This is a genomic window from Kluyvera sp. CRP (assembly GCF_019930565.1).
GTDB lineage: Bacteria > Pseudomonadota > Gammaproteobacteria > Enterobacterales > Enterobacteriaceae > Kluyvera > Kluyvera georgiana_A.
On record NZ_CP082841.1, the window covers coordinates 4273990 to 4289249 of the forward strand.

General features: G+C 53.6%; 9 protein-coding genes. 6 read left to right on the forward strand and 3 right to left on the reverse strand.

Annotated features, from left to right (window positions below; all coding sequences use genetic code 11):
• Positions 1-15 precede the first annotated feature (15 nt).
• Positions 16-912, reverse strand: a complete 897-nt coding sequence (locus K7B04_RS20320; RefSeq protein ID WP_223802857.1) for an N-acetylmuramic acid 6-phosphate etherase — start codon at positions 910-912, stop codon at positions 16-18.
• 168 nt (positions 913-1080) lie between these two features.
• Here K7B04_RS20320 and K7B04_RS20325 point away from each other — a divergent pair, with 168 nt between their 5' ends.
• Positions 1081-2700: a sensor histidine kinase gene (locus K7B04_RS20325; protein WP_223802858.1), complete on the forward strand. Its 1620-nt coding sequence runs from the start codon at positions 1081-1083 to the stop codon at positions 2698-2700.
• Positions 2697-3416: a two-component system response regulator DcuR gene (gene dcuR, locus K7B04_RS20330; protein WP_163448941.1), complete on the forward strand. Its 720-nt coding sequence runs from the start codon at positions 2697-2699 to the stop codon at positions 3414-3416. Before K7B04_RS20325 ends, dcuR begins: the two co-directional genes overlap by 4 nt.
• Here the strand turns inward: dcuR and K7B04_RS20335 are convergent.
• Both K7B04_RS20335 and K7B04_RS20340 read right to left on the reverse strand, forming a co-directional pair.
• Entirely contained in the window at positions 3397-4362 is a 966-nt protein-coding gene (locus K7B04_RS20335) for an FAD:protein FMN transferase (RefSeq protein WP_223802859.1), read from the reverse strand. The genes dcuR and K7B04_RS20335 overlap by 20 nt on opposite strands.
• A 69-nt stretch (positions 4363-4431) precedes the next feature.
• Positions 4432-7236 carry a flavocytochrome c gene (locus K7B04_RS20340; RefSeq protein ID WP_223802860.1) on the reverse strand — a complete coding sequence of 935 codons (2805 nt, stop codon included), beginning with the start codon at positions 7234-7236 and terminating at the stop codon, positions 4432-4434.
• A 629-nt stretch (positions 7237-7865) separates the two neighbouring features.
• Here K7B04_RS20340 and K7B04_RS20345 point away from each other — a divergent pair.
• From K7B04_RS20345 to K7B04_RS20360, 4 genes are all read left to right on the forward strand, one after another.
• Positions 7866-9380, forward strand: coding sequence for an anion permease (locus tag K7B04_RS20345; RefSeq protein ID WP_209438759.1), 1515 nt, complete (start codon positions 7866-7868; stop codon positions 9378-9380).
• 56 nt (positions 9381-9436) lie between these two features.
• The gene (fumA, locus tag K7B04_RS20350; RefSeq protein ID WP_163449331.1) at positions 9437-11086 is read left to right on the forward strand and encodes a class I fumarate hydratase FumA; all 1650 of its coding nucleotides are present in this window, start codon (positions 9437-9439) and stop codon (positions 11084-11086) included.
• A 691-nt stretch (positions 11087-11777) separates the two neighbouring features.
• Positions 11778-14147: an autotransporter domain-containing protein gene (locus K7B04_RS20355; protein ID WP_223802861.1), complete on the forward strand. Its 2370-nt coding sequence runs from the start codon at positions 11778-11780 to the stop codon at positions 14145-14147.
• Between the two features lie 195 nt (positions 14148-14342).
• Positions 14343-15245 (forward strand): ROK family protein, encoded by a 903-nt coding sequence (locus K7B04_RS20360; protein ID WP_223802862.1) that lies wholly within the window; start codon positions 14343-14345, stop codon positions 15243-15245.
• The last annotated feature ends 15 nt before the right edge of the window (positions 15246-15260 follow it).

Here is a 15260-nt window from a genome sequence, read left to right on the forward strand (position 1 = left end):
TTTACTGATTTCAGATTACGGCGCTTCCTGCAGCGCCAGACGCACAAAGCCGTTATTTTGCGCCAGCAGTTCATGGGCTTTCCAGGCATCCATCCCGGTAAGCACCATCAGTACCGCTGTTTTACAGTTATGGTCACAACTTTCCAGCGCCGCTTTCGCCGCCGCGCGCGTGCAGCCCCCCGCCTCCATCACAATCGCAATCTGCCGCTCCATCATCTGCGTCGTGTTTCCGCGAATATCAACACGCATATTGCTGTAGACCCGGCCAGTACGGACGGCCAACGCAGTGGTCAACATATTGAGCACATGCTTCTGCGCGAGAATCGCCTTTGGATTACCATAGCCCGCCACCACTTCCGCGCCGGTTTGCGGCGCAATGACGATATCGGCGAGCTCGGCGGCTTCGCTGTGCACGTTGCGGGTAATCAGCGCCCTTGTCGCCCCCAGTGACCAGGCATGGCGCATGGCGCCCCATAGCCACGGTGTTTTGCCGCGTACGGAGAGCCCGATCAGCATGTCTTTTTGTGTAAACCCGATGGCCTGCAGATCCAACACACCGCGGTTATAGTCCTGCCCCGCCTCGCGCATGTCGTGCAGCATCGCCAGCGCCCCGCCCGCGATCAGCCCCACCAGCGGATGTTTTTCATCCGGCGCGTACTCATTAGCGGCCAGCACCGCGTTACGGCCCGAAGCGCCCGCGCCGACAATCACCACCCGGCCACCGTGGCTTAAGGTTGCCACCGCGCGGTCGACCAGACGTGTAAGTTCATCAAGACAGGAGGTGACAGCATCTGAAACTATCTTATCATCTTGATTAATAAGACTTAACATATCGTGAGTGGACAGTCGGTCAATTTCAGCGGTTGTCGAACTGCGTCTTTCCATGACTGAACCTGCAAGCTTAATGCTCATAAACGGACTCCTTATTATGGGTTCTTCAACAATACTAAAGTGTTTTGTATGGAAAGCTCTGCGAGTACGGTCACAAAGAAAGGTTTGGTTTTGTCAGGACACGATGGCTTTAAGAAAAGGGATACATCGGCGATAATGATTTTTTGCCGTTGATAATAGAAGGTTTTCATGCGCAATATGCCGCAACAGCCACCTCAGGCTAAGCGCCCGATGAAGCTCAGTACGCTGGTGACGCTAATGGTGTGCAGCGTGATTATTTCCGTCCTTTTGGTGGTTTACGCCTTCTATTTCATGCAGATCACTAAAGCGACTCGCACCGGCCTGCAGGACAAGGCCTTTGCCATCGCCCGCACGCTGGCTGATTCACCGGAGATCAAACGCGGGCTCACCGGGTCGCCTGAACACAATATCATTCAGCCGATTGCGACAGCGGTACAGCAGCGCAATGGCCTGCTGTATGCCGTTATCACCAACATGGATGCGGTGCGCTACTCGCACCCCAACACCCATCTGATTGGCCAGCACTTTATCGGCGCCGATCTCCAGCCTGCGCTCAAAGGCCATGAGAATCTGTCCATTAACCACGGCGTACTGGCCGAGGCGCTACGCGTCTTCACGCCCATCTACAATGACCAACACCAGCAAATTGGCGTGGCTATCGTCGGTATCTCACTTCAGAAAGTGGATGAACAAATTAGCGCAGCGCGGTGGACCGCTATCTGGTTCGTCTTGTTTAGCGCGGTCGTTGGCACGCTGGGGATCTGGGGGCTGGTGCGCGTGCTGAAAAATATCCTGTTTGGCTTCGAGCCGCATGAGATTTCCAGGATGTTCGAGCAGCGCCAGGCCATGCTGCAATCCATGCGCGAAGGCGTTATAGCCGTTGACGACAAAGGCCGTGTGACCCTGATTAATCAGGCTGCGCGTCACATTCTTTTTTCTGCTGATGCCCATGCATTAGGCGCTGAGCAACACGCGCCGCTGCTCACTAACCTCAAAGAAGTGCTCGCCAGCGGCTCGCCGGTGACTGACCGTGAAATGGGCTGCAACGGCCGTCTGCTGCTGTGTAACATCGTTCCGCTGCGCAACAACAAGCGCGTCATTGGCGCCATCGGCACTTTCCGCGATAAAACCGAGGTTAGTCAGTTGATGCAGCGTATGGATGGGCTGGTCAACTACATCGACGCCCTGCGCGCCCATTCCCATGAATTTATGAACAAACTGCACGTCATTCTTGGGTTACTGCACATGAAGCGCTACGACAAGCTCGAAGACTACATTCTGCAGACCGCTCAGAACTATCAGGCGGATATTGGTACGCTGCAGCATAAAATAAAATCACCGATTATTGCCGGTTTCCTGCTGGGTAAAATCAACCGCGCGGGCGACGTGGGGGTGAATCTGACGCTGGCCGAAGAGAGTCTGGTGCCCGATAATCCAAACGAAGAACAGGTGGCGGTTCTGGTGACCGTGCTTGGCAACCTGATTGAGAACGCCCTGGACGCCATGGCCGGCCAAGGCGAAGGTGAAATTGGCCTGCTGCTACACTACCAGAATGGCTGGCTGAGCGCCGAAGTCAGCGACGATGGCCCGGGGATCGACCCGGTGCGCATCGACGCTATTTTCAATAAAGGATTTTCAACCAAAGGCGAAAACCGCGGCGTCGGGCTGTTCCTGGCCCGTCAGCAGACGGAGAACCTTGGCGGAACGCTTTCCGTCGAGTCAGAGCCTGGCGTATTTACGCAATTTTTTGTACATATTCCGTGGGATAGCGAGAGGAACAGCGCGTGATTAATGTGTTAATAGTCGATGATGATGCCATGGTGGCCGACCTGAATCGTTGCTATATCGAGAGGGTGGACGGTTTTGCCTGCTGCGGTATCGCTTCAACACTCCAGCAGGCGCGAGACAAGCTGCTGGATCCTGCGCTGTCTATCGACCTGATCCTGCTGGATGTTTATATGCAGCAGGACAACGGGCTGGATCTGCTGCCTGAGGTGCGTAACGCCGGGCGTGCGATTGACGTTATCATGATCTCCTCCGCCTCCGATGCCGCCACCGTTCAGACTTCGCTGCGCTACGGCGTGGTGGACTATCTGATTAAGCCTTTCCAGTTCCCGCGTTTTGAAGAAGCGCTGCTGAGCTGGCGCGAGAAAAAGCAGTTGATGGGGAGTCACGCCTACTATGAACAGGCCGATGTCGACCGCCTGCTGCACGGTGGCTCGCCCGAACTGGCAGACACCAAACGGCTGCCGAAAGGGTTGACGCCACAGACCCTGCGCACGCTGTGCCAGTGGATTGATGCGCATCCGGAAACGGAGTTTTCCACCGACGATCTGGCGCAGGCGGTGAATATTTCCCGCGTGTCATGCCGTAAATATCTGATCTGGCTTGCCCAAATCAACATTCTCTTTACCAGTATTCACTACGGGGCGACAGGCCGTCCAGTCTATCGCTATCGCCTGCAGCCGGAACAATACGGCCTGCTCAAACAGTACTGTCAGTAAGACGATACTCGTTATCCAACAGCGTGAAACGATAGAGGTGGGCCGATGACAGGATCACCTCTTTCTTTTTCGTCACAAAAATCGCCTCAATATCCGGCCTTGCGCGCAGCGCCGCACAGCCCTTTTCGACCCCCATGCCATACATCAGCGTGGTCCAGATATCACCATCGATGGAGTTTGCGCTAACGATCGTCACGCTATTGAGTTCGTTATTCAGTGGGTAGCCGGTACGCGGGTCGAGAATATGGTGATACAGCTGGCCGTCTTGTTCAAAAAATCGCTCATAAACACCGGAGGTCACGACCGACTTGTTTTCGACGTCGAGCGTGCCAATCATCGCGCCTGCGGTAGAGAACGGTTTTTTCAGGCCAATTGACCACCCGCCCTCCGGCATGCCCAGCGTTTGTACGTTACCGCCAAGATTGATAAGCCCCTGCGCCACGCCTTCCTGACGTAAAAAATCGCGCACACGGTCGGCAATATACCCTTTGGCGATCGCACCGAGATCGATCTCCATTCCCGGCTGCGCCAGAAAAACGCTCTCATCGTCGTCGTTGAGGATGACCTGCTCGTGCCTGGTCAGCGTCAGCAGATGCGTAATTTCATCCGCTGGCGGCACGCTGTCGCCCTTAAAGCCAATCCGCCAGCGCTTCACCAACGGCCCAATCGCCAGGTTAAAAGCGCTCTGTGGTAGCTCGCTTGCCGCTTTTGCGCATTTGATCAGGGCGTAAACCGGGCTACTGACCTTCACCGCACGTTGGCCCGCCGCATGATTGATATCCATCACCTGCGACTGAGCACGGTTTACGGTCAGCAGATCTTCATACTGTTTAATCAGACGGAACACGCGGGAGGCGAGCGCCTCGTCGTGGACGAAGAGTTTTAGCAGGATGGGCGAGCCCATCAGAATCGCGGAATAACTGTATACCCGAGTGGTATCTGACATCAAAATCCCCCTTCACTTCAGCTGAAATAGCCCGGCAACGCCGGGCTATGGGACTGTGCCATCCGTTCGTTATGCTGATTCCAGCATGGCCCAGGGTACCTGCTGCGCGCGCAACGCCGCCTGATGGCCGGCAAGCGTACCAAAGATAATAATATCAGCAACGGCGTTTCCGCCAATACGGTTGCCACCGTGAATACCACCGACCACTTCACCGGCAGCATAAGCGCCTGGAATCACCTGTTTTTGCGCATTCAGCACGTGAGTTTCGGTATTAATGGTTACCCCACCCATGGTGTGGTGTACGCCCGGCGCAATCTGAATCGCGTGGAACGGCCCTTCATTAATCGGTGCACGCAGCGCAGTTTTACGACCAAACTCTTCGTCGTCCTGTTTCGCCACGGCATCGTTATAGCGGGCAAGCGTGGCCAGGAAAGTCTCTTCGTCTAATCCGAGTTTAGCCGCCAGTTCACTCGCCGTGCTGGCGCTGGTCACCAGACCTTTGGCGATATACTCATCCGCTGCTTTATTTTTGCTACGGACGTGTTCGTCAAAGACGATATAGGCGTAATGTTCCGGCAGCGCAATGATCGCCGCAGAGACTTTATCGCGGGTCTCCATTTCGTTAAAGAAGCGGTTGCCTTGCTGGCTCACCAGAATTGCGCCGCCGCCGCGGATGGATTCCGACACCAGATAAGAGGTTTTCTGTTCCACCGTCGGGTGAATCTGGATTTCGCCCATATCCACCGTGCCAGCACCAATACGCTCCAGCAATGCAATGCCGCCGCCGGTTGCGCCTTTGTGGTTGGTAGTTACGAAGCCCGCCAGATCCGGACGGTATTTCACCACCATCTCGCTGTTAGCACTGAAACCGCCGGTCGCCACGATGATGCTACGAGTCGGAATGGTGACGCTTTCCTGTTCGTCGGTCAGCAGACGCACCGCCGCCACTTCGCCGCCTTCCATCACAATATCGACTACCGAAGTGTCGAGCATGACATCAATCCCGCGTTTCGTGACGTTACGCACAAGGCCACTGATGAGATAACCACCAACGGCAGAACCGTCTTTCGGGCGGTGAGTTCGGTCAATACTCATCCCCCCCGTGGTGGTGATATCGTTCAGCATGATGCCGCGATCCGCCAGCCATTCGATCGCCTGCGGTGCATTTTCCACAAAGCGGTGCAACAGCGCCGGGTTGTTTTTGTTTTTACCGCCCTTCAGCGTTTCGGCGTAGAACAGTTCTTTACTATCCTGAATACCTTTCACGCGCTGGAAGCGGGTTTCCGCCGCGTTCATCCCGGCAGAAGCTTTAATCGTGTTACCACCGATAGTCGGCATTTTTTCGACGATCAGCACGCTCGCGCCATCATCATGAGCCTGAATCGCCGCCGCCAGACCGGCGCCACCGCTGCCAACGACGACCACGTCGTAGGCTTTTGGCGCAGCGGCATCGCCGCCCTCTTCCGCCACCAGCGCTTTACTGGATTTCACCATCGCTTTGGAGACCGCTTTTTTCACCGCCTCGCTCTGGCTGGTTGCACCGGAAATGGCGTCAACATGTGGTGTATTCGCGTCGAGAATACGGGAACGGATCTCTTCAAAGCTGGTGACGAACTCAACGTCCTGATCGACGCCACCGGTCAGCTCGATATCGGCAATACGGTCGGTTTCCAGGCTTACGTTAATGACCAGTTCACCGGCATCATCCTGAACGGTCTCCACAAACACGCCCGGCTTAAATTTCGACACCGTCATGCTCATATCGCGGATCATCGCTTCCACCAGCGAGAAGCGCCACAACGGTTCCGGAATGTTCAGCGCTTCACGCTGGGTGCTGTCAATAAACAGATCCAGCGTCTGGCCATCCGCAATACGGTCCGCCCAGTCCGGATATGCAATGCAGGCACGGCCGACGGCCACCAGGTCGTAACCGTGTTCCATTGCGCTCTCGATGTCGTTGTCGTTTACCACGCCGCCAACGCCCATGACCGGTACCTGCGCCAGCGTTTCAGAGCGCATGGCCACATATTTTTCAATCAGCGGCGTCGGGTCATTGGTCTCAACGATAGACGGGCGCAGGGTCGCGCCAACGGAGAAGTGCAGGTAGTCCAGGCCACGTGCGGCCAGTTTTTCCAGCAGATACATTGTGTCGTCGAAGCGGATCCCCGGGACTTCCATCTCTTCCGGCGAGAAGCGATAGCCGATAATAAAGGCATCATCCGCATACTGGCGCACCATTTTGTGGGTGATCTCCAGCACCGCCAGCGGGAATTTGGCGCGGTTGTCACGGCTGCCGCCCCACTCGTCGTCGCGTTGGTTGGAGTTTGGGGAATAGAATTGCTGAATCAGATAGGTATTAGCACCGTGCAGTTCCACACCGTCGAAACCGGCCTGGATAGCGCGGCGTACCGCTTCACCAAATTTACCCACCATGCCTTCCACTTCTGCCGTGGTCAGCGCGACCGGTGTCGCAGCGCCTTCGCGCGGTGCGGCCACGGCGCTTGGCCCGACCGGTGTACGCCCACCGATCAGCTTCGGATCAACCATACGGCCACCGTGATAAATTTGCAGCAGCGCTTTGGAACCCTGAGATTTAATGGCTTCGGCAATTTTCGCCAGCCCGGCAATTTTATCGTCGCTGTCGATACCCAGCGCCCCTGGGAAAGCCAGGCCTAAGTCATCAACAAAACAGCATTCGACGATGATGGTACCGATACGCCCGGCACGAGCACGGTAGTACTCCACCAGTTCGCTGCTGACTGAGCCATCGAAATAACCCGAACACGTCGTCATAGGCGCCATAAACAGACGGTTTTTCAGCTCTGTGCCATTGGGCAAGGTAAAGGAGCTAAGTACGCGATGATCACTGTTCATAAGAATAAACTCCAAACTTTAAAAGATTTAAATTCAAGAATTCGGGATCGGGCTGCATTTGAGTTATTTGTTATGCCGATATCATGATATTAATATAGCGATAATTTTAGTTACTAAAGTCATTACGTTAGTTATAAAACTATTTAATCCCTCGAATAACAGGAATACCTCCATGGTGTTACTAATTACAATATAATTCGTTCACAATTATTTAATATAACCCGTGCTAAATACCACTTCAAAATCAGTGGACAAACCACTTATAAGACAGAATAAAACACAATAAAATCAATAACATGATAATTAACAAAGGCATTAAAAACACTCGATATATAATTTTCATCGCCTTCATGAGTCGTTAATAACCTATAATCTAATAGGGTTATTCATCGCAGCATAAAAATAACACCATGGTTGTCTTTTTTTGATCGCGATCAATTGCAATAGCCTTTAAAAGCGCATTATATGAATATAAGAATTTTTCAGATTGGCGCTAAATAAAATAGCGTTAATTACCTATACTCGAAATTGCCCGCAGTACTTTTGAAACATAAATAAAGTAAAAAAACTAAAAAAAGCAGCCGGCAGTTTTTGCGAATCGAATTATTAACTACTTATAGAAGCGTAATATGAACGAGAAATCTGCGACATCGCACTCGCCGACGCCGGTGAGTAAACCGAAAGACGGCAAGAAAAACCGTCTTGTGATGATGGCCCTGCCCATTATCGTGGCCGTGCTGTTACTTTTCGTCCCGGTTCCTGACGGGCTTCCTCCTTATGCCTGGCACTACTTTGCTATCTTCGTCGGCGTGATCGTGGGTCTTATCTTCGAACCGCTGCCGGGCGCCGTGATTGGCCTGACTGGCGTCGTCGCCATCGCGCTGTGCAGCCAATGGGTGCTGTTTAGCCCGGAACAGATGGCTGCCGATAAATTCCATCTGGCGGGTGCGTCCTTTAAATGGGCGGTCAGCGGTTTTGGTAACTCTACCGTGTGGCTGATCTTTGGCGCCTTTATGTTTGCCGCCGGCTACGATAAGACCCGCTTTGGCCGCCGACTGGCGCTGATTCTGGTGAAATATCTGGGCCGCCGCAGCCTGACGCTTGGCTATGCCATCACGCTGGCGGACCTGCTTCTGGCGCCGTTTACTCCCTCTAACACCGCGCGCAGCGGCGGGACCATCTATCCGATTATCGCCAACCTGCCGCCGCTGTATGGCTCCAAACCGAACGATCCGAGCGCTCGCAAAATCGGCTCATACCTGATGTGGGTGGCTATCACCGCCGCTTGTATAACCAGCTCGATGTTCCTCTCAGCCCTCGCCCCTAACCTGTTGGCGCTGGCGCTGGTGAAAAGTATTGTCGGTATCAACATTTCCTGGGGTACCTGGTTTATCGCCTTCCTGCCGCTCGGCGTGCTGCTTATCCTCACCATGCCGCTGCTGGCCTACTGGTTCTACCCACCGGAAGTGAAGGTGAACGATGAGGTGCCGCTGTGGGCCGCTCGTGAGCTGGAGAAACTGGGTAAACTGTCTCGCAATGAAATTCTGCTGCTGGTGTTTGTCTGCTGTGCGCTGATGATGTGGATCTTCGCCGCGGCGTGGATTGAACCGGCAATGGCCGCCCTGCTGATCATCGGCCTGATGCTGTGGACCGGTGTGCTGGAGTGGAACGACATTACCGGCAACAAAGCCGCGTGGAACACCTTCGTGTGGTTCGCTACCCTTGTGGCCCTGGCCGACGGCCTCTCTTCCACCGGCTTTATCGGCTGGCTGGGTAAAGAAGGCGGTATGCTGATGAGCGGTATCTCGCCGGGCGTAGCGACCATCGTGCTGCTGCTGGCGTTCTATCTGCTGCACTACCTGTTTGCCAGCACCACCGCGCACACCACTGCGCTACTGCCAGCAATGCTCACCATTGCCTCGACCATTCCGGGTATGAATATGGAAGTGTTCGTGCTGCTGATGGTGACCTCGCTGGGTATCATGGGGATCATCACCCCATACGGCACCGGCCCAAGCCCGATTTACTACGGCAGCGGCTATCTGCCAACCAAAGACTACTGGCGCCTTGGCACCATCTTTGGCGGCATCTTCCTGGTCGCCCTGCTGGTCATCGGCTACCCGTGGATGTCTATGATGTTCTGATTCATAACCGTCGGCGGGCAACCTCCGGCGGTTTTATTTTTATGGAGTGAAGAGCTATGTCGAACAAACCGTTTGTCTACCAGGACCCCTTCCCACTGTCTCATGACGATACCGAATACTATCTGCTGAGCCGTGAACACGTCTCCGTTGCCCAGTTTGACGGTCAGGATGTTCTCAAGGTTGAGCCAGAAGCGTTAACGCTGTTGGCCCAGCAGGCGTTCCACGATGCGGCTTTTATGCTGCGCCCTTCTCATCAGCAGCAGGTTGCTGCCATCCTCAGCGATCCGGAAGCCAGTGAAAACGATAAATACGTGGCGCTGCAGTTCCTGCGTAACTCCGACATCGCCGCGAAAGGCGTGCTGCCGACCTGCCAGGACACCGGCACCGCGATCATTATGGGGAAAAAGGGCCAGCGCGTATGGACCGGGGGTGGCGATGAAGCCGCGCTGTCGCAGGGCGTGTATAACACCTATATCTCCGACAACCTGCGCTATTCGCAGAATGCCGCGCTGGACATGTATAAAGAAGTGAATACCGGCACTAACCTGCCGGCACAGATTGACCTCTACAGCGTGGATGGCGACGAATATAAATTCCTGTGTATCGCCAAAGGCGGCGGTTCCGCGAACAAAACGTATCTGTATCAGGAAACCAAGGCGCTGATCACCCCGGCAAAACTGAAAAATTACCTGGTTGAGAAGATGCGTACGCTGGGGACAGCAGCCTGCCCGCCGTATCACATTGCGTTTGTTATCGGCGGGACGTCGGCAGAATCAACGCTGAAAACCGTCAAGCTGGCCTCCACTCGCTACTACGACGGTCTGCCGACCGAAGGTAACGAACACGGTCAGGCGTTCCGCGACGTGAAGCTGGAACAGGAGCTTATGGAAGAAGCGCGTAACCTCGGCCTTGGCGCGCAATTTGGCGGTAAATATTTCGCCCATGATATCCGCGTAATCCGCCTGCCGCGTCACGGCGCATCATGTCCGATTGGGATGGGCGTCTCCTGCTCTGCCGACCGTAACATTAAGGCTAAAATCAACCGTGACGGTATCTGGATTGAAAAACTGGAGCACAATCCCGCGCAGTATATTCCCGAGGCGCTGCGTCAGCAGGGTGAAGGCGATGCGGTCAGCATCAACCTCAACCAGCCGATGAGCGATATTCTGGCCCAGTTGTCCGCTCACCCGGTCTCTACCCGTCTGTCGCTGAACGGCACCATTATCGTGGCCCGTGACATCGCGCACGCGAAACTAAAAGAGCTACTGGATAACGGTGAACCGCTGCCGCAATACGTCAAAGACCATCCTGTTTACTACGCCGGCCCGGCAAAAACGCCAGAAGGTTATGCATCCGGCTCCTTAGGCCCAACCACCGCAGGCCGTATGGACTCCTATGTTGACCTGCTGCAGTCTCACGGTGCCAGCATGGTGATGCTGGCGAAAGGTAACCGCAGCCAGCAGGTAACTGACGCTTGTCACAAGCACGGGGGTTTCTACCTTGGCAGCATCGGCGGCCCGGCCGCCGTGTTAGCGCAAACCAGCATCAAGAGCCTGGAATGCGTGGCCTACCCGGAACTGGGTATGGAGGCCATCTGGAAAATTGAGGTAGAGAACTTCCCGGCGTTTATTCTGGTGGATGATAAAGGGAATGATTTCTTCCAGCAGATACAGAACAAGCAGTGCGCGGGGTGTGCGCAGCGATAATCTATCGCTCTGCCTTGATTAATATCTTTTTCTGATATCAAGCTAGCATTTATTCAATGCTAGCTTTTTTTATGGCGGTAAGAAAATATTTCAATTCTGTACAATACATCTAAAAACGAAACGTAATGCATTTATCAATTAACGTCAATTAAACGCAAACCATGATTTATTTATAATTAAACCTCAGGAAATTCGACCAGAATACGCGATTTCGCTCATTTATTGATCAAATACATTCATTGAGTAAATATAGGATTAGGGCTAACGTCCTATTCACCTGAAGAATAAACATTAAAAATAACAACCTACTCAATACATAACATTACATTTATCGAATTAATAAAATCGTTAATTCAAATAATACTCTGTCCGTCATTATCACAAAACAATATGAAGGACTTTTAAAATGCGTCATACAGCTCGATTGACACTGCTTTCCCAGTGCATTCTTCTGTCTCTTTCGGCAATCTCAGGTTCTGCGCTCGCTGACCAAACCGATCCCTGCACCGGTACATCAACAACGACCTGTGGCTTTCAGGATAAAACCAGCCCAGGACCAAACGGCACCTCATTGATTTTTGTAAACAATAATGGCTCTGCCATTATGAGTGACGCCCAGAATAGCAACGCGATATACCTGTGGGATCAGACAGCCGGAGATACGCAGTCCTTAACGGTAAATGGTACCGATATGTCCGGAACATATATTCAAGGTGGTTATATTGGCACCAAAAATATCACCCTGAATAATGCCACCACCGATATGATTGAAGCTGGTAATAATACTAGCGGTGATTCTACAAACGTTAACCTGGCAATTAATAACTCGACCTTAAACGGCGAAGACGACAGCACGGCATATGGTTACAAACCAGCCCAGGGTAACAAAGCTTACATGGACGGCGCGGCACTCTTTGTCGACTCCGGATCTAACGCTGGTACCAATAATATCAGCATCAAAAATGGCAGCTCGCTAATGGGCTCTGTGTATGCTGTCACGGGCGGGGATAATAATATCTCGATGTCCGACAGCTCGATTGGCGGTACAAATGGTTCAACGGGAGCCATTTATGCTATGAGTAATGGCGGCAATAATACCATTACTCTGGAGAATAGTACTGTCGTTGGCTCGGCCAGCGAACCGACAGACAAAACGCTTTTAAAATATTTTGAAGATAATATCTCTGGCAATAGCAATGCGTCCACCATTGATAATCTGCTGAACGGTAGCACCATCGCCATGGGCGTATCCGGCACTCAGGCTTCAAGCGTTGCGCTGAGCAATAGTAAAGTTACCGGTGATATTGCCATGGTAGGCACCGGCAGCAGTTCCACTGCAAGCCTAAACCTGAGCGGAAACAGCAACGTTACTGGCGATATCATCCTCGCCGATCACAGCGCCGCAACCGTATCAATGAGCGACAGCACATTAACGGGCAACATTGATGCGACGAATGAAGGCAACACCGCTGTCGCACTGAACAATGCGACGGTCAATGGCAATATCACCACCGGCACGGGTAATGATTCCATCACATTAGCGAATAATTCACATGTGACTGGCACTGTCGACGGCGGTACGGGCGCCGATACGCTTTCCCTGGATGCGGGGAGCTCAGTTGATGGGTCTATCGCTCAGTTCGAAACCGTCAACACCGCAGGTAATAACAGCCTGACCGTTGATACCATTGAAGATAACACCACCTGGAATATCCAATCCGGTTCTACGCTGTTTGTAACCAACACCACCGGTAGTAACGTACAGGTCAATATGTCTTCCGACAGCCTGGTGAACTTAGGCACCGTTGGCGCGACAGCGAACAGCAATCTGGTGGTCAGCAACACCTCGATGAGCACCGCAAACCAGCAGAATCTGGCGATTGCTACCTATACCACCAGCGCCAGCAACCCATCGAATGCCGTCTCCGTCGCCTTCAGCAACGGTGCACAGCAGGTTGAAAGCCGCAACGGGGCTTACAACTACAACAACAGCCTGACGCAGCAAGCGCAGCCGAGCACGGTGTCCAACGGCCTGCTGCAAGCCAACAACGATACCGTGTACAACGTCATGTTCAGCAGCTCTCGCGGCGACCTCGCCAGCGACGTGCAGGGGATGATCGCCGGTCTGGATGCCGCCAAACAAGCCGGCCGCATGATCACCGACGATCTGGCGAACCGCCTGACCCAGGTACACTTGCAGAATCTGTTCGGCCACGGCGTTGATGGTGCGCAGGTCTGGGGTGATTTCCTCTACCAGAACGGCGATTACAGCGATGACGTTGACTATAAAGATATTACTCAGGGCGTACAGGGCGGTGTGGACTGGACCACGCATCTGAACAATGGCGACAGCCTGACCGGCGGTATCGCTCTGGGCTGGACCCGCAGCCGTGACCGCAGCACCAACGGCGGTAGCAACAACTTTAACGACAGCGTCTATGGCAACTACTACAGCGTGTACGGTGGCTGGCAACAGTCGCTGCATGACAATCTGTGGGGCATGTTCGTTGACGGCAGCTTCAGCTATGGCGATATGCGCTATTCCACTTCAGCCAACAACGTTAGCAACGCCACGACCGGCATGACCCAGGCACTGGACGGGTCTTCCGACGGCAATCTGTACACCACCCAAGCGCGGGCGGGCGTTAACGTCGTACTGCCAGGTGAAACCGTTATCCAGCCTTATGCAACCCTCGGCTGGGATAAAGCGCAGGAAGACGGCTTCTCTGACCAGGCCATCACCTTCGGCGACAGCCAGGTATCGGAATGGAACACCGGCATTGGTATGCGGGTGACCACCAAACTGGCGGATCTCAATAAAAACGTTGAGCTGTATCCATGGCTGGATGCGCGCTATCAAACCGAGTTTAGCGATAACACCGATATCAAAGCGGCGGACTATCACAACACCAACGGTCATAACGCCACCATGGGTATCTTCGGCGCAGGGATTAATACCACCATCGGTAAAGATTTCTCTCTGAATACCGGCGTGTACTTCGGTACCGGCGATGTGGATAACGATGCCAGCGTCCAGGCAGGCGTAAGTTACCACTTCTAATCACTCTTCAGGCCCTGACTCTTCAGGGCCTTTTTTATACCCTCCCAGCTTGTCCACTATACGTACTCTCACTTCATCCTGTTAATTTGTCGCCTTTCCAACCTCTCCATCTCACATTTTTCCGCATTACATATTCTGTATAGTAAACAAAAGTTCTACACTTCCGCCATCGTTTCCAACAACAGGACAGCAACCATGAGATTAGGACTGGATATCGGCGGGACAAAGATAGAGGCAGTGGTATTAGATGATGGGGGGGAAATCATCTATCGGCAGCGCTACGCTACGCCAAAACAGCGCTATGAGGATTTCTTGCAGGCTGTCATCAGCGCCATTCATGCTGCGCGCGACGCCACACAACACAATATCGCCATAGGTCTGGGAATACCGGGCGCCGCAGGCCGCGACGGTTTAATTAAAAATTCGAACATTCTGGTGCTAAATCAGCAGCCATTTGTCCAGCACCTCGAGCAGCAACTTGCCATGCCCGTCGCCGTGACCAATGACGCTAACTGCTTTACCTTATCGGAAGCCATCGACGGCGCAGGTAAAGACTACGACGTCGTCTTCGGCGTTATCTTAGGCACCGGGTGCGGTGGCGGTCTGTGCGTCGACAACCGTTTGATTACCGGGCCCAATGCCTGTGCTGGCGAATGGGGGCACAACGCGCTTCCTCACTATCACCCCGAGAAAGACGGTGCCAGCGAGGTTTGCTACTGTGGGCAAACCAACTGTATCGAGAGTTTTATCTCCGGCAGCGGCCTGGAAAGGCAATATTTCCAGATATTTAGTAAACATGATAAGGTACCGGAAATTATTGCTCAGCTGAATGCGGGGAATACGGTGATTGCCGCGCTATGGGATCGCTATCAGGACCAGGTGGCGCGCGCGCTAGCGGGAATCGTGAATACCCTCGATCCGGATGTCATCGTGCTTGGCGGCGGGGTGTCGAATATTCCACAGCTGTATACCGGCCTGCAGGAACGCATTGCGCAGTATGTCTTTGGTAAGCAATGCTGCACCCCTGTCGTACAGGCGCGTCATGGTGACAGCAGCGGCGTGCGTGGCGCAGCCTGGCTTGGGGCGCAGCGTCGATAACACACATCGAGAGAG

What these genes read in the sequence shown, in the direction of transcription:
- K7B04_RS20325 (WP_223802858.1), top strand. Translation starts at nt 1,081, where the DNA reads ATGCGCAATATGCCGCAACAGCCACCTCAGGCTAAGCGCCCGATGAAG.
- K7B04_RS20345 (WP_209438759.1), top strand. Translation starts at nt 7,866, where the DNA reads ATGAACGAGAAATCTGCGACATCGCACTCGCCGACGCCGGTGAGTAAA.
- K7B04_RS20360 (WP_223802862.1), top strand. Translation starts at nt 14,343, where the DNA reads ATGAGATTAGGACTGGATATCGGCGGGACAAAGATAGAGGCAGTGGTA.
- K7B04_RS20340 (WP_223802860.1), bottom strand. Translation starts at nt 7,236, where the DNA reads ATGAACAGTGATCATCGCGTACTTAGCTCCTTTACCTTGCCCAATGGC.
- K7B04_RS20335 (WP_223802859.1), bottom strand. Translation starts at nt 4,362, where the DNA reads ATGTCAGATACCACTCGGGTATACAGTTATTCCGCGATTCTGATGGGC.
- fumA (WP_163449331.1), top strand. Translation starts at nt 9,437, where the DNA reads ATGTCGAACAAACCGTTTGTCTACCAGGACCCCTTCCCACTGTCTCAT.
- K7B04_RS20320 (WP_223802857.1), bottom strand. Translation starts at nt 912, where the DNA reads ATGAGCATTAAGCTTGCAGGTTCAGTCATGGAAAGACGCAGTTCGACA.
- K7B04_RS20355 (WP_223802861.1), top strand. Translation starts at nt 11,778, where the DNA reads ATGTCCGGAACATATATTCAAGGTGGTTATATTGGCACCAAAAATATC.